The sequence below is a fragment of the Minwuia thermotolerans genome (assembly GCF_002924445.1).
GTDB classification, from domain to species: domain Bacteria; phylum Pseudomonadota; class Alphaproteobacteria; order Minwuiales; family Minwuiaceae; genus Minwuia; species Minwuia thermotolerans.
Genome location: NZ_PIGG01000026.1, coordinates 271,969 through 289,483, shown reverse-complemented (window position 1 = coordinate 289,483; position 17,515 = coordinate 271,969). Strand labels below are relative to the sequence as shown.

The following is a 17,515-nucleotide window of genomic DNA, read 5'->3' as shown; positions in this document are numbered from 1 at the left end:
GGTCATGGCAGCACGCCATGCCGCACGGTTCGTTTCGGCGGTTCGGTCCGCCGGTTGAGCGCCCGCTCCAGCGCACGGATGAGGCGCAGACGCGTCTCGCGCGGGTCGATCACGTCGTCGATCTTCATCTGCCCGGCGGCGGGCACCGCGCCGATGACATCCTTGTACTCCGCCACCAGTTCGGCGTGCAGCTTCTTCGGATCCGGCGAGGCGGCCAGTTCCGCGCGGTAGGCCGCAGTGATGCCGCTGTCCAGCGGAATGGCGTTGAAGTCGGCGGTCGGCCACGCGAGCACCGCCGACTGGCCGGCTCCATAGCCGCCCATGGCCGCGGCGCCGTAGCCGAAGCCCTTGTGCACGACACAGGTGAGGATCGGCACGTCGGCAAAGGCGAAGCTGTAGGCGACCTGCATGCCGACGCGCAGCGCCGCCTCCCGCTCCGACTTCGGCCCGGTCATGACGCCCGGCGTATCCGTCAGGAAGACCAGCGGCACATGATAGGCCGAGCAGATGTCCATGAAATGCCGAAGTTTCTGGCCGGCCGCCGCGGTGATTGCGCCCGACAGCACCTTGGGCTGGTTGGCGCAGATGCCGACGGGATGGCCGTTCAGCCGCGCCAGGCCGGTAATCATCATCTTCGCGTAGTCCGGCTTGATTTCGAAGAAGCTGCCGCGGTCGACCACCAGGTCGATCACCTTCTTCATGTCGTATGGCCGGCGGCGGTTCTCCGGAATGATGTCGAGCAGCGCCTCCTCGGCCCGGTCGGCCGGGTCCGTGGATTCGATCGACGGCGGCCAGGCCCAGGCATTGGTGGGCAGGTAGGAGAGGTAGCGCTTCACCGCGGCGATCGCCTCTTCCTCCGTGTCGACGGCGTTGTCGCCGACACCGGAGTGGCCGCAATGCAGATCCGCGCCGCCCAGTTCCTCCTTGTCCACGGTCTCTCCGGTGCCGGAGGCGACGAGCGGCGGGCCGCCGGCGGCGAGCATCGACGTGCCGCGGACCATGACGATGAATTCCATCATGGCGGCCAGCAGCGAGGAATCGCCCGCGCTCGGTCCCATGACCGCCGCCACCTGGGGCGCGGTGCCCGAAAGCCGCGCCTGGATCATGAAGTGGTGCATCGGCGCCAGGCCCTGGCCGACATATTCGTCGGTGCGCGCGCCGGCGCCGTCGAACAGCCAGACCAGCGGTACGCGGTCGCGTTCGGCCAGCTCCATCATCCGGCACTTCTTCTCGAAGTTGATCAGGCCGAGCGAGCCGCCGAGCACTGTGAAATCCTCGGCCACCACGCCGACAGGCCGGCCGTCGACGGTGCCGAATCCGGTGACGACGCCGTCGGCAGGGGTCACCTTGTTCTTGACCGGCGTCACCTTGGTATAGGCGTGGGTGGCGAGCTGGCCGATCTCGTCGAAACTGCCGGCGTCGAGGAGCATTCCGACGCGTTCGCGCGCGGTGTTCTTGCCGGCCTTGCGCTGGCGTTCGACGCGCTCGACGCCGCCATGCCCCAGCGTGGCCGCGCGGCGCCGCTCCAGGTCCTCGATCAGATCGCGCATGGTGACCGGCCCTCCCCTGCCGTCACCCGGACCGCCAACGGTTCAGTCCTTGCCGTCGGTGTCGGGCAGTGAATCGGATGTCGTCTTCGCGGCGCCGTCCTTGCGCTGCACCAGACCGCGCTCCTCGAGCTGGCGGACGAGCTGGTCGAGCGCCGAATAGGTCTGCAGGAAGCCCTGGGGGCTCATCACCAGGCGCTGGGTGAACTGCCGTGCCGGCTTGCCTTCGGCATCCTTCTGGGTGGGGGAATAGGTGAAGAAGTCGACGCGGACGGCGCCATCCTGGATGCCGACGTTGAACACGCCGTCGATGAACTGCTGGTTCTGGTCCGCCATCGGATGCTCCCTCATTGACCCGTGGAGCAAGGTTTAAGTCGCATGCGGCCGGGCCGCAACCGCTTCCGCCGTCCGCTCCTGGCGCCGCGTCAGCGCCTCGCGGTGCGCGATGTAGCTGGCGGAGCCGACGATCACCGCGCCGCCGATCCAGATGCCGAGGGTCGGCGTCTCGCCGAACATGTAGATGCCGATCAGGGAAGCCCAGACCAGTTGCAGGAACTCCACCGGCTGGGTGACGGAGATGTCGGCGGCCTGCCAGGCGCGGGTCATGCAGATGTGCGCGGTGGTGGCCAGCGCCGCGACCGCGGCCAGTGACAGCCATTCTTCCAGCGACGGCATGCGCCAGACCGTGATCGCCGGTATGGCCAGCACCACCGTCACCGTCAGCGACAGCCAGGCGACGATGGCCGTCGTGTTCTCGGTATCCGTCAGCCGCTTGGTCATCAGCTTGGAGCAGGCGAACAGAGGCGCGGCGACGAGGATCGCGAACTGCCCCAGGCCGATGCCGCTCAGATTCGCCATCAGTTCCGCCTGGGAGGAAGGAATGCCGAAGAGCACGATCAGTGCGCCGAGCAGGCCGATCAGCACCGCGGCGATGCGCCGGGCCCGGACCGTCTCGCCGAGAAAGAGAAAGGCACCGAGCGTCGCCCAGACAGGCGCGGTGAAGGCCAGCGCGGTCACTTCCGCCAGGGTGATCTTGGCGATGGCGTAGAACCACAGCAGCACGCCCGTACCGTGGATCAGCCCGCGCAACACGTGCATCACCGGCCGCTTCGTCTTCAGTTCGCGCCGCCGGGCGCCCATGAAGATCGGCAGCAGGAAGAGGAAACCGAAAAGGTAGCGGATGAAGGCGGTCTCCGCCGGGTGAAGGTCGCTGGAGACCCACCTGACAATGGCCGTGAAGATTGCGAACAGCAGGCCCGAAAGCACCAGATAGCCCATGCCGACCAGCACCCCCCGATTGCGCAGGCGGGCTTCCTCGGCCTTCTCGTGCGGCAGGGGTTCGGGATGGTCGTGAGCAGGCATCGCGGGAGATTATGCCGGAATTCCCCGCCGATCCATTGCGCTGTCCGCAGTGGCGCATGCATGGGCGGCCAGCCGCGTCCGCCGCTTGACAGGGGCAGCGCCATTGCTGACCTTGGGTCAGCTATGGCCGACACCACCAGACCCAGACGCGCCCGCGGCGACATCGAGAAGGCACAACGCCGTCAGACCATCCTGACCGCGGCCCGCGATCTGTTCGTGGAGACCGACGGCGAGCTTCCCAGCGTGGACCAGGTGGCCAGGCGGGCCGGCCTGGCGAAGGGCACGGTCTATCTCTATTTCGGCGCCAAGGAGGAAATCTTCCTCGCCCTGTTCACCGACGAGCTGGAAGCCTGGGTCGACGCCATCGCCGCCTCGCTGGAAGGCGCCACGCCGAGCCCGGAAGGCATCGCGGAGTGGATGACCGCCGACCTGCGGAGCCGCACGGTGATGTTGCGGCTGGCCGCCCAGTGTCATGGCACCCTGGAGCGCCAGGTTGCGGAGGATGCCGTACTCGCCTTCAAGCAGGCGACTTCCGGCGCCCTCGCCGAGCTCGGCGCGCTGGCCGAGGGGCGGATTCCGAAGCTGGGTCCGGGCGACGGGCCGGCCCTGCTGTTGCAGGTCTACGCGCTGGTCATCGGCCTATGGCAGGTCTCCGATCCGCCGAAATCGGCGCGCAACGTCATGAAACGGGCCGAATTCCAGAACCTCCGGCCGGACTTCGAGACGGTGGTCCGCCCCGGCCTCGCCGCCCTGCTCGCCGCGGTTCTTGATAACTGACCCTTGGTCAGTTAAATTTGAAGCGTTGAATCTCCACCGGCTGTATCGCCGGCATCTCGGGAGGCGGGAATGGCGAGCTTCGTCCTGAATGGCGAACCGGTGACGGTTGACGTGGAGGGCGACGCCCCGCTCCTCTGGGTCATCCGCGAGACCCTGGGACTGACCGGCACGAAATTCGGCTGCGGCGTGGCCGCATGCGGCGCCTGCACCGTCCATGTCGACGGCGTTGCGACCCCGACATGCGTTCTGCCCGTCGAAGCCGTCGAGGGCGCCGAGATCACCACCATCGAAGGTATCGGCCGGGCCGGCCGGCTGCACCGCCTGCAGCAGGCCTGGATCGACGAGCAGGTTCCCCAGTGCGGCTACTGCCAGTCCGGCATGATCATGGCCGCGGCGGCCTTGCTGGACGAGAACCCGGAGCCGAGCGACGCCGACATCGACGCCGCCATCACCAACATCTGCCGCTGTGGCACCTACAGCCGCATCCGCCGCGCGATCCACCGCGCCGCGCGCGCCTGAGCCGGAGCGGAACAATGGCGAAGAAGATAGGAAAGCCAAAGAATCGCGGCCGCCGCCGCTTCCTGATCGGCGGCGCGCTGGTCGCCGGCGCCGGACTGGTCGTCGGGTGGCGTTATCTCACGCCCGGGGAATCGGGCACGCCCGAGGAACTGATGAACCCGGCCGCCAACGAGGCGGCGCTGAACGGCTGGGTCAAGATCGCCTGGGACGGCACGGTGACCGTCGCGGTCCCGCGGAGCGAAATGGGCCAGGGCGTGCAGACGGCCCTGCCCATGATCCTGGCCGAGGAACTGGACGCAGACTGGGCCAAGGTCACCTTCGCCGACGCCGAGATCGATACGATCTACACCAACGAGGTGATGCTGCCGGAGGGCTTTCCCTTCGGCCCGCATGACGACAGCTTCATGGCGCGCCAGGCGCGCTCCATGGGCGCCTGGCTCTCCACACTGATCGGCGTTCAGGCGACCGGCGGCTCCACCAGCGTGCGCGCGGCCTGGGGACCGATGCGTCAGGCCGGCGCGGCGGCGAAGGCGATGCTGCTGGCCGCCGCGGCCGAACGGCTGAACGTCCCGGTAGGCGAACTGACGGCCCGCGACAGCGTGATCACCCATGCCGGCAGCGGCCGCACCCTTGACTATGGCGACGTCGCCGAAGACGCCGCGCGGCAGAGCCCGCCGGAGAGCCCGGCGCTGAAGAGCCCCTCCGACTACCGCATCATCGGGACGCCGCGCCCGCGCCTCGACATTCCGGCCAAGGTCGACGGATCGGCCGTGTTCGGCATGGACGTCCGGCTGGAGGGGATGCTCTACGCCGCGGTGAAGCATCCACCGGTCGTCGGTGCCAGGGTCGAGCGCTTCGACCCCGCTCAGGTCGCCCGGATGCCGGGCGTCCACCGCATCATGGCGGTGCCCGGCGGCGTCGCGGTGATCGCCGATGCGCCCTGGCGCGCGTGGCGGGCCCTGGACGCGCTGGACGTGGCCTGGGACATGTCGGAGGCGGCCGAGCTTTCCGACGCCGACATCTTCGCGGACTTCGAGACGGCGCTGGCCGAGGACGGCTTCGGCTATCAGGACGACGGCGACGCTGCAGCCACGCTGGAAACCGCGGGCGAGGTCATCGAAGCGACCTACCGCGCGCCCTTCCTGGCGCACGCGCCGATGGAGCCGATCAACTGCACCGCGCTCAGACAGGACGACAAGCTGGAGATCTGGGCCCCGACACAGGGGCCGATGGTCAGCCAGTGGGTAGCCGCCGGCGAAGCCGACCTGCCGGAGGAAGACGTCACCGTCCACGTGACCTATCTGGGCGGCGGCTTCGGCCGTCGGGCGGAGCCCGACTTCATCCGGCAGGCGGTGAAGCTGGCCAACGCCGTACCCGGCCGTCCGGTGAAGCTGATCTGGTCGCGCGAGGAAGACATCCGCCAGGACACCTACCGTCCGGCGGGTCTGTCGCACTTCCGCGCCGCCCTGGACGCGGACGGCTATCCCACCGCATGGCTGAACAAGGTCGTCGGTCCCTCCGTTTCGGGCCAGGCGACGCTGCGCTACATGTCCTTCATGTCGGACGCCGGGCCCGACCGCACCACCGTGGACGGCGCGGCCTGGCTGCCCTACGCCGTGCCCAATGTCCGCGTGGAGCACGTGCTGAGCCGCGTGCCGATGCGGATCGGCTTCTGGCGTTCGGTGGGGCATTCCCACAACGCCTTCTTCTCAGAGAGCTTCATCGACGAGCTGGCACACAAGGCCAGCAAGGACCCCTACGCCTACCGCCGCCACCTGATGCGCGACAAGCCACGCTACGTGGCCGTGCTGGACGCCGCCGCAAACGCCGCCCGATGGGACAGCCCGCCGCCACAGGGCCGCGCCCGCGGCATCGCCCTGCACGAGAGCTTCGGCGCCATCGTCGCGCAGGTCGCCGAGGTCTCCATCGAGGACGGGCAACCCCGCGTCCACCGGGTCGTCTGCGCCGTCGATTGCGGCACTGTGATCAATCCCGATACCCTGGTCGCGCAGATGGAGAGCGGCATCGTCTACGGTCTTTCGGCTACGCTCTGGGGCCAGATCAACTTCGACAAGGGCCGGGTCGTGCAATCGAACTTCCCCGACTACGAGGTCGTGCGGATGGACACCATGCCCGAGATCGAGACGGTCATCGTCGCTTCCGGCGAGGCGCCAGGCGGCGCCGGCGAACCGGGCACGCCACCGATCGCGCCGGCGGTGACCAACGCCCTGTTCCGCCTGACCGGCCGGCGCGTGCGGGACCTGCCGCTGTCGAAAGAGGACTGGACCGGCAGCGTCTGATCCCTCGTTGCAGCGCAACAAGACCCTGTAAATGCAGGCCTGTCCGCGCTATCCATCCGGGTCATGTTCGATCCCATGACATTGAGACCAACGGGCGACGCCGAGCCCCCGGCCTTCCATATCCTGAATGACGGCGCGCCAGCGCGGGCGCTGCTGATCTGCGACCACGCCTCCAACGCCCTGCCCCGCGGCTATGGCAGCCTGGGCATCGCCGAGGAGAAGATGTTCGAGCACATCGCCTGGGACGTCGGCGCCGCCGCCGTCACCCGCCGGCTCTCGGAACTGCTCGATGCGCCGGCGATTCTGGCCGGGCTGTCGCGGCTGTTCGTCGACCTCAACCGCTACTCCGACGATCCGACCTGCATCGCCAGCTTCTCCGACGGCACGGTCGTGCATGGCAACGAGAACCTGGGGGACAACGAACGCGCCCACCGCCTGGCTGCCCACCAGCAATACCATGACGAGGTCGCCCGCCGGATCGCCGCGATGAGCCGGCCGGAGCCGCCGGTGCTGCTGTTCATCCACAGTTTCACGCCCCGCATCGGCGGCACCCAGCGGCCCTGGCACCTGGGCGTCCTGCACGACGGACAGAGCGCGGAGAGCCGGCGGCTGGTGGACGTGCTGCGCGCCGACCCGGAAATCGCCGTCGGCGACAACCAGCCCTATTCGGTGGACGACCCGAAGTCCTACTCGATCTACGAACACGCCATCGACGCGGGCCGGCCCTACATCGCGCTGGAGATCCGCCAGGACCTGATCGAGACCGAGGAAGCCGCCGACCGCTGGGCCGTGATCATCGCCCGGGCGTTCCGCGAGGCGCTGGCGCCGAACCGGGCCTTCCCGGAGCAGACGGCCGCATGACCGCGGAGCCGCAGTTCACCATCGGGATCGAGGAGGAATACCTCCTGATCGACCCCGAGACGCGTGACCTCGCGGCCGACCCCCCCGAATCCATCCTGGAGCGGGCGCAGAAGCTGGCGCCGGACCAGCTCGTCACGCCGGAATTCCTCCGCGCCCAGATCGAGGTCGGCACGCGGGTCTGCCGGACGGTCGGAGAGGCGCGGACGGCGTTGACCGAGCTGCGGCGCGCCGTACGCGACGCCGTGGCCGAGGAGGGGCTGGCCTTCGCGGCCGCTTCGACCCACCCATTCGCCGAGTGGACGCGCCAGCACCCCACCCGCAAGGAACGCTACGAGACCCTCGCCCGGGACCTGCAGGCGGTGGTCAGGCGGCTGCTGATCTGCGGCATGCACGTCCATGTCTGCATCGACGACGAGGATCTGCGCATCGACCTGATGAACCAGGTCCGCTACTTCCTGCCCCATCTGCTGGCGCTGACGACGTCCTCTCCCTTCTGGCAGGGTCGGCGGTCCGGGCTCAGTTCCTACCGCCTCACGGTCTTCGACGCCCTGCCCCGGACCGGCATGCCGGAAACCTTCTCCAGCTACGGGGAATACGAGCGTCTGGTGCACCAGTTCATCAACGCGGGTGTCATCGAGGACGCCACAAAGCTCTGGTGGGACATCCGCCCGAGCGCCAAGTTTCCGACGCTGGAAATGCGCGTGACCGACGTCTGCACCCGGCTGGACGACGCGATCGCGGTGGCCGCGCTCTTCACCTGCCTGCTGCGCATGCTCTGGCGGCTGAAACGGCGCAATCAGCGCTGGCGCATCTACCCGGCCGCCCTGATCAAGGAGAACCGCTGGCTGGCGATGCGTCACGGCGCGCGCGGCGCGCTGGTCGACTTCGGCATCGGCGAACAGGTGCCCTTCGCCGACCTGCTGGAGGAAATCCTGGAGCTGACCGCCGAGGACGCCGAAGCGCTTGGCTGTCAGGCCGAGGTCCGCCACGCCCGCAACATCGCCATGCGCGGCACCTCGGCCGACCTGCAGATGGCGACCTTCGAGAAGCGGCTGGCTGCCGGCGACGGCGAGGCGGCCGCCTTCCGTGCCGTGGTCGACGAACTGATCGCGCACAGCGCCGAAGGCCTCGACTGAGCGCTTTACTCCGCCCGGGCGATGAACCACATCTGATGCGGAACAATGGAGGATCGGCCATGGATCAGAAGACCGAAACCGAGCTGCAGGCGGCCGCATTCCGCCGTCTCGTTTCCCATCTGCGCGAGAACACGGACGTGCAGAACATCGACCTGATGAACCTCGCCGGGTTCTGCCGCAACTGCCTGTCGAACTGGTACCGCGAAGCCGCCGAGGACAAGGGCATCGAGATGTCGAAGGAGGAATCCCGCGAGATCATCTACGGCATGCCCTATTCGGAGTGGAAGGCGAAGCATCAGTCCGAGGCCAGCCCCGAGCAGCAGAAGGCGTTCGCCGAGCGCAACCCGAACCACTGATCGTATCGGCCAGCTACCGCAGCGACGTTCCGGCCTTTCACGGGCCGCGCTTCCTGTCACAGCTCCGGGCCGGCTTCGCCGACGTGCCGAACCCCTATGGCAGCCGGCCCTATCGCGTTTCCCTGGAAGCGACGGACGTCGACGGCTTCATCTTCTGGACGCGCAATGCCCGCCCCTTCCGCGAAGGGCTCGCCGCGGCCGGCAAGCGCGCGCCCTTCGTCGTCCAGTACACCGTCACCGGATACCCGGAGACGCTGGAGCGCGGCGTCCCGCCCGCGGACCATGCCATCGCGGAAATGCGCCGGATCGTCGGCGATTTCGGGCCGGGCACGGTGGTCTGGCGTTACGATCCCGTGATCTGGACCAGCGAGACGGACGCCGCCTTCCACCGCCAGAACTTCGCCCGTCTGGCCGATGCGCTGACGGGCGTGACGGACGAAGTCACGCTCTCGGCGGCGACGCTCTACGCCAAGTCGCGGCGGAACCTGAAGCGCCACGCCCCGGCGCTCGCCGTCGACGACCCGCCCGATGAAGAGAAGCGCGGATTGCTGGGCGATCTTGGCGCTATTGCCGCGGCGCGCAACATGACGGCGACGCTCTGCAGTCAGCCGCATCTGCTGTCAGACAACCTGAAGCCGGCGAAGTGCGTCGACGCGGCACGGCTGGCGCGGATCGGCGGGGCGGCGTTCCGCGCGAAGCGCAAGGGCAACCGGCCGGGCTGCGAATGCGCGGAGTCGCGCGATATCGGCCGCTATGACAGCTGCGCCCACGGATGCCTCTACTGCTACGCGGTCAACGACCACGAGAAGGTGACGCTGGCGGTGTAGTCTGGTCGCCGTGCATCAGCGTCATGCCCGCTTCATGCGGGCATCCGGTCATGCATGGACTCGCGGCGAAGCCGCACCGGACCCCCCGCACAGGGCGGGGGTGACGGGCAGGATCATCTACCCCCGCCCCACATAGGGCATCTTGGTCGCCATCACGGTCATGAACAGCACGTTGGCGTCCAGCGGCAGGTTGGCCATGTAGACCACCGCGTCGGCCACGTGCTGGACGTCCATCACCGGCTCGGCGCGGACCGAGCCGTCGGGCTGCGGCACGCCTTCGGGCATGCGCGCGGTCATCGGTGTCGCCGCATTGCCGATATCGATCTGGCTGCAGGCGATGTCGAACTCGCGGCCGTCCAGGGAGGTCGACCTGGTGAGCCCGGTCACCGCATGCTTGGTCGCCGTGTAGGGGGCCGAGTAGGGCCGGGGCGCATGGGCCGAGATCGAGCCGTTGTTGATGATCCGTCCGCCCATCGGCGTCTGCGACTTCATCACCCGGAAGGCGTTCTGGGTGCAGTAGAAGACGCCGTTGAAATTGGCGTTGACCACGGTCAGCCACTGTTCCGGCGTCAGTTCGTCCATCGGCACGGGCGGCGCGCCGGTCCCGGCGTTGTTGAACAGGACGTCCAGCCGGCCGAAACGGTCGACGCAGGCGTCGAACATCAGCCGCACGGACTCGGGGTCGCCGACGTCGCACTGCACCTTCAGCACCCGGTCGTCGCCGGCGCCCATCGCCGCCGCGGTTTCGTCCAGCTTCTCCGTGCGCCGCCCGGAGATCACGAGGTCGTAGCCCGCCTTCGACAGCGCCACCGCCGCGGCCTGTCCGACGCCCGAGCCGGCCCCGGTGACCAGCGCCACCCTGTTTTCGCTCATGGTTCTGCCCTTCTCTTTCAGGCCGCCAGGTCGAACACCTCCGGGCGGAAGGCCGCGAAGGTGCGCTCCACCTCCGCCGGATCCTGCGTCAGCGGCGCCACGATATGGGTGTGGATGCCCGTCTCCGCTGCCCAGCGGATGCGCTCGCGGCACTCGTCCTCGTTGCCGATCACCGCGATGTCGTCGATCAGGTCGTCTTCCAGCGCGCCGGTGGTCTTGGCCCGGTCCTTCTCGGCCCAGCCTTCCCGGATCTGCCGGGCGGCGTCCTCGTAGCCCGCCCAGGCGAGGAAGCTGTTGTAGACCGGCGTCGCGTAGTAGGGCGCGAAAGCGGCGCGGAAGCGGTTGCGCGCCTCCGCCTTGTCATCGGTGACCAGCACCATGTAGCGGTTGACGATCTCCACGCCGGCGCCGTCCTTGCCGCCGCGCGCCGCGCCGGTGTGGACGTGCTCCACCATCTTCGGCAGCGCCTTGCGGGGCCAGAGGTTGAAGACGACGCCGTCGCCCACCTCGGCGGCCATCTCGATCATCTTAGGACGCAGCGCCGCGAGATAGAGCGGCACCATGGGATCGGACGGCGGCTGGCGGTAGCCGTGACTCTTCAGCGTCTCCAGGTCGAAGTCCGATTTCTCGCCGGCCAGCATGGAGCGGACCATGACCGCGGTTTCCTTCACCCGGGTCAGCGGCTTCTCGTATTCCAGGCCGTGCCAGTTCTGCATCATGGTCTGGCTGGAGGCGCCGAGGCCGAAGACGAAGCGGCCGGGCAGCGCCTGGCCCAGCACGTTCGCCGTCGCCGCCAGCACCGCCGGGGTCCGCGAGAACACCGGCGTGACCGCGATGCCGATGCGCAGCCGCTCGACGCGGTGCGCCAGCGCGGCGATGGCCGTCAGCGAATCCGGCGCGCCCGAGTCGGAGAACCACGCATCGTCATAGCCGTTCGCCTCGGCCCATTGCAGGCGCTTGGCCGTATCCTCCAGCTTCGGTCCCGCCGGGACCGTCACCGCCATGCGCTGTTTCGGCGCCATTCGCTCCTCCCTCGTCCGGTTCGCCGGTCAGTTGCCGCCGGTGACTTCCAGCATCTGGCCGCTGACATAGTCCGACAGCGGCAGGCAGAGCATGACCACCGCGCCGGCGGCCTCGGCCGGCGTTCCGCCGCGGCCCATGGGGATCATGCGCTCGATGGCGGCGATGTTCTGGGTCGGCACGCCGATCGGCACCTTGTTGCCCTCGACGTCGATCATCTTCTTCTCGTCGGTCGCCTCGGTCAGACGGGTCTGGATGAAGCCGAAGGCCACCGCGTTGACGTTGACCTGATAGCGGCCCCACTCCTTGGCCAGCGTCTTGGTCAGGCCGACCACGCCCGCCTTGCCCGACGAATAGTTGGTCTGGCCGGCATTGCCGCGCGTGCCGGAGACAGACGAGATGTTCACCACCTTGCGCACGGTGACGCCGCCCTTCTCCGCCTCCTCCTTGGACTTCACGCGGATGAATTCCGAGGCCGCCTTGCAGATCCGCCACGGCGCCTTCAGGTGGACGTCGATCATGGCGTCGAACTGTTCCTCCGACATCTTCTGGATCACCGCATCCCACGTGTAGCCGGCGTTGTTGACGATAATGTGCAGGTTGCCCCAGGTGTCGATCGCCTTCTGCACGAAGCGTTCGGCGAAGTCCTTCTCGGTGACGCTGCCGGCATAGGCGATCGCCTCGCCGCCGGCGGCCTTGATGGCGTCCACCGTCTCGTTGGCGGGCGCGTCGTCCAGGTCGTTGACCACGACTTTCGCGCCGTGCCCGGCGAGCTGCGTTGCGATCTCACGGCCGATGCCGCGGCCCGCGCCGGTGACGATGGCGACCTTGCCGTCCAGCATGCCCATGTTCTTCTCCTCCCCGGAATGCGTCGATGGCCGCGATCCTAGGCCATCGGGGGCACGCCCGCCATACTCGGATCGGCGGTTGTCCCGCGACATTCCCATGCGCGCGGAACTGATCTAGTTTCTGCAAACAACGAGACCCGGAGGGGGAAAACCGACATGGCGGGCCTGAAGTTCGGCGCATTCCTGGCGCCCCATCATCCGATCGGCGAGCATCCGATGCTGCAGTTCCAGGCCGACCTGGAACTCGTCGAACTGCTGGACAAGCTGGGCTACGAGGAATTCTGGTGCGGCGAGCATCATTCGACCGGCTGGGAGGTGATCGCCTCACCAGAGATGTTCCTTGCCGCCGCGGGGCAGCGCAGCCACCGCATCAGGCTCGGCACCGGCGTCGTCTCCCTGCCCTACCACCACCCGTTCATCGTCGCCCAGCGCATGGTGCAGCTCGACCACATGACCGGCGGCCGGGCCATCTTCGGCTCCGGGCCCGGCGCGCTGCCGTCCGACGCCTGGCTGATGGGCATCGACCCGATGACCCAGCGCGACCGCCAGGACGAGGCCGTGGGCGTCATCCGCAAGCTGCTGCGCGGCGAGGAGCGCGTCACCCACGAGAGCGACTGGTTCACCATCCGCGACGCCAAGCTGCAGCTGCTGCCGCTGCAGGAGGACATGCCCTTCGCCGTCGCCTCCATGATCAGCCCCTCGGGCATGACGCTGGCCGGCAAGCACGGCACCGGCGTCCTCTCCATCGGCTCCATGTCGACGGCCGGCCTGCAGAACCTCTCGACCCAGTGGAGCTTCGCCGAGGAATCGGCGGCCAGGCACGGCAACACGGTCGACCGGAAGAACTGGCGCATCGTGCTGATGTGGCACATCGCCGAGACCCGCGAAAAGGCGATCGAGGAGGCCCGGGACGGCCTGTTCCGCTGGCACAACGAATACAATGTCGGCACCCTGATGCGCCCGGGCGTCGAGGCCTTCAGGGACCGCGACGAGGCCGTCGAGCTCACCGCCTTCGCCGACGGCGCCACCGCGGTCATCGGCACGCCCGACGACCTGGTCCAGCGCCTGCGCGACCTGATCGAGCTGACCGGCGGCTTCGGCGTCGCCATCGGCTTCGTCCACGACTGGGCCAGCCGCCAGAACACGCGCAAGAGCTGGGATCTGGTCGCCCGCTATGTGGTGCCCGAACTCAACGGCATGCTCGACGCCTACCGCGAGAGCCGGGAGTACGTCGTCGCCCACCGCGACAGCTTCGAGCGCGCCGGCCAGGCGATCCTTGCCAAGATCAACGAAAACCCGCGTGCGGCCGAGGCGCTGAAACACTCCGCCGGCCCCAACACGCCGCTCGGCTCCCACCACGAGCCCGACCTGAAGAAGGCGGCGAAGGAAGGTTCAGGGGACGATTGAGAACCGCCTGTTTGTCGCCCTCGCCTTGTGCGGGGGCCCGGTGCGGCTTCGCCGTCAGGTTGACGAATGCCCGGATGCCCGCATGAAGCGGGCGTGACAGTCTGGAGACGCAATTCACATGTTCCGAGACATCTCCGCCCAGGCGGTCGGCGCCGGGCTGCTGGCGGCGGTCGTCGGCTTCGCCAGTTCCTTCGCCGTCATCCTCGCCGGCCTGACCGCAGTGGGCGCGAGCCCCGCGGAGGCCGCGTCGGGGCTGATGGCGCTGTCGCTCGCCATGGGCCTGCCAGCCATCCTGTTCAGCGCCTGGCTGAAGCAGCCGATCTCCATCGCCTGGTCGACGCCGGGCGGCGCGCTGCTGGCCTCCTCGGCGGCCCTCGACGGCGGCTTCGCCGAGGCCGTCGGCGCCTTCGTCATCTCCGGCTTGCTGATCATCGCCGCGGGCCTGTTCCGGCCCTTCGGCCGCGCGGTGCAGCGTATTCCCGGACCGCTGGCCAACGCCATGCTGGCCGGCGTCCTGTTCGGGCTCTGCCTGGCGCCGGTCCGCGCCATCGCCGAGCAGCCGCTGGCCGGCATCCTGATCGTGCTGGCCTGGATCGCCGTCGCGCGGATCAACCGGCTGTTCGCCGTCCCCGCGGCGGTGCTGGTCACCGCTGTGCTGATCGTCACGCAGACGGAGGTGAGCGCCGACGACCTGGGACCGGTCATGGCGACGCCGATGCCGATTGCGCCGCAGTTCACGCTGGAAGCGCTGGGGCTCGCCCTTCCGCTCTTCCTTGTCACCATGGCCTCGCAGAACATCCCCGGCATCGCCGTGCTCAACGCCAATGGCTACCGCCCGGCGCCCGGGCCGCTGTTCACCGGCACGGGGCTGTTCACGCTGGCCGCCGCGCCCTTCGGCGCCCATGCGGTCAACCTCGCCGCGATCACGGCGGCGCTCTGCGCCGGCCCGGACGCACACCCCGATCCGGCCAGGCGCTACTGGGCCGGGATCATGTCGGGCGTGTTCTACGTGCTGCTGGCGTTCACCGCGGGCTGGGCGACGGCCTTCATCGGCGCGGCGCCGCCGGTGCTGATCGAGGCGGTGGCTGGCCTCGCCCTGCTCGGCGCCTTCGCCGGGGCGGTGGTCGGCGCGGTGGAGAAACCGGAAGGCCGGGAGGCTGCGGTAATCACCTTCATCGTGACCGCCTCGGGTCTCGCCTTCTTCGGAATTAGCGGCGCGTTCTGGGGCCTGCTGGCCGGCGGCGCTGTCTGGGCCCTCGACCGCTGGCGGAAAGCCTGACGCGCGTTACTATCCGTTCATGATCGAACTGCACTGGGGGAGAGGAAAACCATGATCGACATCAACGGGATGGCCCATATCGTCCTGACCGTCCGCAAATGGGACGAGGCCAAGGCCTTCTACGGCCGGCTGCTGCCGGAAATGGGCATGAAGAAGGTCTTCGACGGAGAGAAGTTCTTCTACCACGTGGGCGCGCGGACGGCGATCGCCATCTCCCGCAGCGAGCTGGACGACCCCGAGGACCGGTTCGTCCAGCAGCGCGTCGGCCTGCACCATTTCTGCCTGCGCGCGAAGAGCCGCGAGGACGTGGACCGCACGGCGGCGCTGGCGCAGGAGCTTGGCGCGAACATGGTCCGCGGGCCGATGGATGGCGACTGGGCGCCGGGCTACTATTACGTGCTGTTCGAGGATCCGGACGGCATCCGATTCGAGGTGAACTACGTGCCCGGCCAGGGCGTGCTGAAGGAGGGCCTCGGCGAGATCAAGCCGACCGGCTACAGCTGATCGTTCCGTCATCTTACGGCAACGCCGCCACTCGCTCAGCGAGTCACCCCTGCCTTTGTGCGGGGGTCCGGAGCGGCTTTGCCGCCTGTCCGTGAATTGACCGGATGCCCGCACGGGGCGGGCATGACACCAAAGCTGCGGTGACGTTCAATCTCTCCGAGGATCGCGCTACAGCAGTTCCTTGGCCAGGGTCTCCATCGCCTCCCTGGAGGAGACGCGGCAGAGCATGGCCGAGACCTGACGCTTGCGGCCGGCTTCCTTCCAGACCGAGAGCTGCTCGCGGATATGGCCCTGCGGGCCGACCAGCGCGACCTTGTCGACCAGTTCGTCGGGCACCATGGAGAAGGCCTCGGCCCGGCGGCCGCCCAGGAAGGCGTCCTGGATCGCCTCGGCCTGATCGGCGTAGCCCAGCCGGCTGGCGTATTCCTTGTAGTAGTTCTTCTTCTTGGCGCCCATGCCGCCGATGTAGAAGCCCATGTTCTCCTTCACCGGCTTGCGCGCCTGTTCGATATCATCGTTCTGCACCACGGTGACGAAGGGGCAGACATCGAAGGTCTCCAGGCTCTTGCCGCCGCCGGCCTTCTCGAAACCCTGATTGATGTAGGTTCCGATGGCGTCGTAGTTGGACGGGTCCATGTAGACCGGGATGACGCCGTCGCAGACTTCCGCCGCGTTGCGGATGCCGCCCGGCGAGACGGAAGCCGAATAGATCTTCAGCCCGTGACGGGGCCGCAGGATGGTCTTCAGCGGCTTGCCGAGACCGGTCGCGCCGGGACCCTTATAGGGGATCTGGTAGTGCTCGCCCTCATGGGTCAACGGCTCCTCGCGAGCGATGACCTTGCGGACGATGGAGACGTATTCCTGCGTCAGCTCCAGCGGCTTGCCATAGGGGCGGCCGTGCCAGCCTTCGATGACCTGCGGGCCGGACGGGCCAAGACCCAGGATGAAACGGCCGCCGGAAAGCTCCTGCAGGGTGATCGAGGTGGTCGCCATGAGCGACGGCGTTCGGGCCTGCATCTGGCAGATGCCGGTGCCGACCTTGATCTTCGTCGTATTGCCCAGGATCCAGGCCGCCGAGGAAATGGCGTCCGCGCCCCAGGCCTCCGATGTCCAGACCGAGTGGAAGCCCATGGCCTCCGCCGCCTTGATCATTTCCAGATCGATCGAGTATTGGGCGTCACCGGTGCCCAGGATCAGGCCGACTTCCATCGCGCATCGCTCCCCGTTCATGTGTATCTCCGATGTGGCGGAGCCTAGCCCGGCGCGAAATCGAGGGAAAGACGAGCCTTGCGGTCTGTCGGCGATGTATTGCCCGCGCCGTCTACTCCGAGAACCGCCAGGCGCCGTCGCGCATGCGGCAGGCGCTGCCGAAGCTGACCTCCGGGCCGCCGGGGCCGCGGACCTCCTGACGGAAGCGGCGGCAGGTCGCGCCATCCGCCCCGGCGCCGATCTCCAGCAGTTCCAGATGACCGGTGCGCTCGGCGGTGCGGAAGATCACCCTGTCGCCGACCGCGATCCTGAGCACGTTCTCCAGCGCCGCGCTGTAGCTGAACACCGTGGGCCGGATGACGACCGGCAGGCGTTCCTGCGGCGCCGGCGCCAGTTCCACGCCGTCATAGCTTCGTTCGGCGCGTGCGCGCTGTTCGGCGCGGTTCTCCCAGTAACGGCGCATCTGCTCGTTGTGGCGGAGAGCGGGCGAGCGGCGCTGATCGGCCCGATCATAGGAAGGCTTCGAGAGATGGACCGATCCGGCCGAGCCGCCGGGCAGGTAGTCCAGCGCGTTGTCCGCCTGCGCCGGCAGGGCGGCAGCGGCGAGGCAGAGGAAGGCCGGCAAGGCGAATGCGGTCGGTCTCATCCCCTGCATATGGTCCCGGCATCGGTCCTTGACCAGCCGGAACG

18 protein-coding genes are annotated in these 17,515 nt (G+C 68.4%); 10 read left to right on the top strand and 8 right to left on the bottom strand.

Annotated features, from left to right (window positions below; translation table 11 throughout):
- Positions 1-2: 2 nt before the first annotated feature.
- From CWC60_RS07170 to CWC60_RS07160, 3 genes are read right to left on the bottom strand one after another with little or no spacing between them, the layout of a single operon-like run.
- Entirely contained in the window at positions 3-1,550 is a 1,548-nt protein-coding gene (locus CWC60_RS07170) for an acyl-CoA carboxylase subunit beta (protein WP_109793298.1), read from the bottom strand.
- 42 nt (positions 1,551-1,592) lie between these two features.
- A complete protein-coding gene (locus CWC60_RS07165; RefSeq protein ID WP_109793297.1) occupies positions 1,593-1,883 on the bottom strand; it encodes a hypothetical protein in 291 nt (96 codons plus the stop codon).
- 33 nt (positions 1,884-1,916) lie between these two features.
- The gene (locus tag CWC60_RS07160) at positions 1,917-2,909 is read right to left on the bottom strand and encodes a DMT family transporter (protein ID WP_109793296.1); all 993 of its coding nucleotides are present in this window, start codon (positions 2,907-2,909) and stop codon (positions 1,917-1,919) included.
- A 123-nt stretch (positions 2,910-3,032) separates the two neighbouring features.
- Here CWC60_RS07160 and CWC60_RS07155 point away from each other — a divergent pair, with 123 nt between their 5' ends.
- From CWC60_RS07155 to CWC60_RS07125, 7 genes are all read left to right on the top strand, one after another.
- Positions 3,033-3,686, top strand: coding sequence for a TetR/AcrR family transcriptional regulator (locus CWC60_RS07155; RefSeq protein WP_164516419.1), 654 nt, complete (start codon positions 3,033-3,035; stop codon positions 3,684-3,686).
- A 69-nt stretch (positions 3,687-3,755) separates the two neighbouring features.
- The gene (locus CWC60_RS07150) at positions 3,756-4,205 is read left to right on the top strand and encodes a (2Fe-2S)-binding protein (RefSeq protein WP_109793294.1); all 450 of its coding nucleotides are present in this window, start codon (positions 3,756-3,758) and stop codon (positions 4,203-4,205) included.
- A 14-nt stretch (positions 4,206-4,219) separates the two neighbouring features.
- Complete coding sequence (locus tag CWC60_RS07145) at positions 4,220-6,505, top strand: xanthine dehydrogenase family protein molybdopterin-binding subunit (RefSeq protein ID WP_109793293.1); 2,286 nt, start codon at positions 4,220-4,222, stop codon at positions 6,503-6,505.
- Between the two features lie 75 nt (positions 6,506-6,580).
- On the top strand, positions 6,581-7,366 hold the full coding sequence (locus tag CWC60_RS07140) for an N-formylglutamate amidohydrolase (protein ID WP_164516418.1): 786 nt from the start codon (positions 6,581-6,583) through the stop codon (positions 7,364-7,366).
- Positions 7,363-8,502, top strand: a complete 1,140-nt coding sequence (locus CWC60_RS07135) for a carboxylate-amine ligase (RefSeq protein ID WP_109793291.1) — start codon at positions 7,363-7,365, stop codon at positions 8,500-8,502. The genes CWC60_RS07140 and CWC60_RS07135 overlap by 4 nt, the downstream gene beginning before the upstream one ends.
- Positions 8,503-8,561: 59 nt before the next feature.
- Positions 8,562-8,858, top strand: a complete 297-nt coding sequence (locus tag CWC60_RS07130; protein ID WP_206419809.1) for a DUF1244 domain-containing protein — start codon at positions 8,562-8,564, stop codon at positions 8,856-8,858.
- Positions 8,783-9,685: a DUF1848 domain-containing protein gene (locus tag CWC60_RS07125; RefSeq protein ID WP_164516417.1), complete on the top strand. Its 903-nt coding sequence runs from the start codon at positions 8,783-8,785 to the stop codon at positions 9,683-9,685. The genes CWC60_RS07130 and CWC60_RS07125 overlap by 76 nt, the downstream gene beginning before the upstream one ends.
- 117 nt (positions 9,686-9,802) lie before the next feature.
- On the opposite strand, the gene CWC60_RS07120 is transcribed toward CWC60_RS07125, so the two are convergent.
- Genes CWC60_RS07120 through CWC60_RS07110 form a run of 3 tightly spaced genes read right to left on the bottom strand, consistent with a single transcriptional unit; the run spans position 9,803 to position 12,426 of the window.
- The gene (locus tag CWC60_RS07120) at positions 9,803-10,558 is read right to left on the bottom strand and encodes an SDR family oxidoreductase (protein WP_109793288.1); all 756 of its coding nucleotides are present in this window, start codon (positions 10,556-10,558) and stop codon (positions 9,803-9,805) included.
- A gap of 17 nt (positions 10,559-10,575) precedes the next feature.
- On the bottom strand, positions 10,576-11,580 hold the full coding sequence (locus CWC60_RS07115; RefSeq protein WP_109793287.1) for an LLM class flavin-dependent oxidoreductase: 1,005 nt from the start codon (positions 11,578-11,580) through the stop codon (positions 10,576-10,578).
- A 27-nt stretch (positions 11,581-11,607) separates the two neighbouring features.
- Positions 11,608-12,426, bottom strand: a complete 819-nt coding sequence (locus CWC60_RS07110; RefSeq protein ID WP_109793286.1) for an SDR family NAD(P)-dependent oxidoreductase — start codon at positions 12,424-12,426, stop codon at positions 11,608-11,610.
- A 156-nt stretch (positions 12,427-12,582) separates the two neighbouring features.
- Between CWC60_RS07110 and CWC60_RS07105 the strand changes: the two genes are divergently transcribed.
- From CWC60_RS07105 to CWC60_RS07095, 3 genes are all read left to right on the top strand, one after another.
- On the top strand, positions 12,583-13,833 hold the full coding sequence (locus CWC60_RS07105) for an LLM class flavin-dependent oxidoreductase (protein ID WP_109793285.1): 1,251 nt from the start codon (positions 12,583-12,585) through the stop codon (positions 13,831-13,833).
- A 118-nt stretch (positions 13,834-13,951) separates the two neighbouring features.
- Positions 13,952-15,112, top strand: coding sequence for a benzoate/H(+) symporter BenE family transporter (locus tag CWC60_RS07100; protein ID WP_109793284.1), 1,161 nt, complete (start codon positions 13,952-13,954; stop codon positions 15,110-15,112).
- Positions 15,113-15,163: 51 nt separating this feature from the next.
- Positions 15,164-15,616: a VOC family protein gene (locus tag CWC60_RS07095; protein ID WP_109793283.1), complete on the top strand. Its 453-nt coding sequence runs from the start codon at positions 15,164-15,166 to the stop codon at positions 15,614-15,616.
- A 168-nt stretch (positions 15,617-15,784) separates the two neighbouring features.
- Here the strand turns inward: CWC60_RS07095 and CWC60_RS07090 are convergent, their stop codons facing one another.
- Both CWC60_RS07090 and CWC60_RS07085 read right to left on the bottom strand, forming a co-directional pair.
- Positions 15,785-16,846 (bottom strand): LLM class F420-dependent oxidoreductase, encoded by a 1,062-nt coding sequence (locus CWC60_RS07090; RefSeq protein WP_206419808.1) that lies wholly within the window; start codon positions 16,844-16,846, stop codon positions 15,785-15,787.
- Between the two features lie 91 nt (positions 16,847-16,937).
- Positions 16,938-17,471, bottom strand: coding sequence for a hypothetical protein (locus tag CWC60_RS07085; protein ID WP_125182741.1), 534 nt, complete (start codon positions 17,469-17,471; stop codon positions 16,938-16,940).
- Positions 17,472-17,515 lie beyond the last annotated feature (44 nt).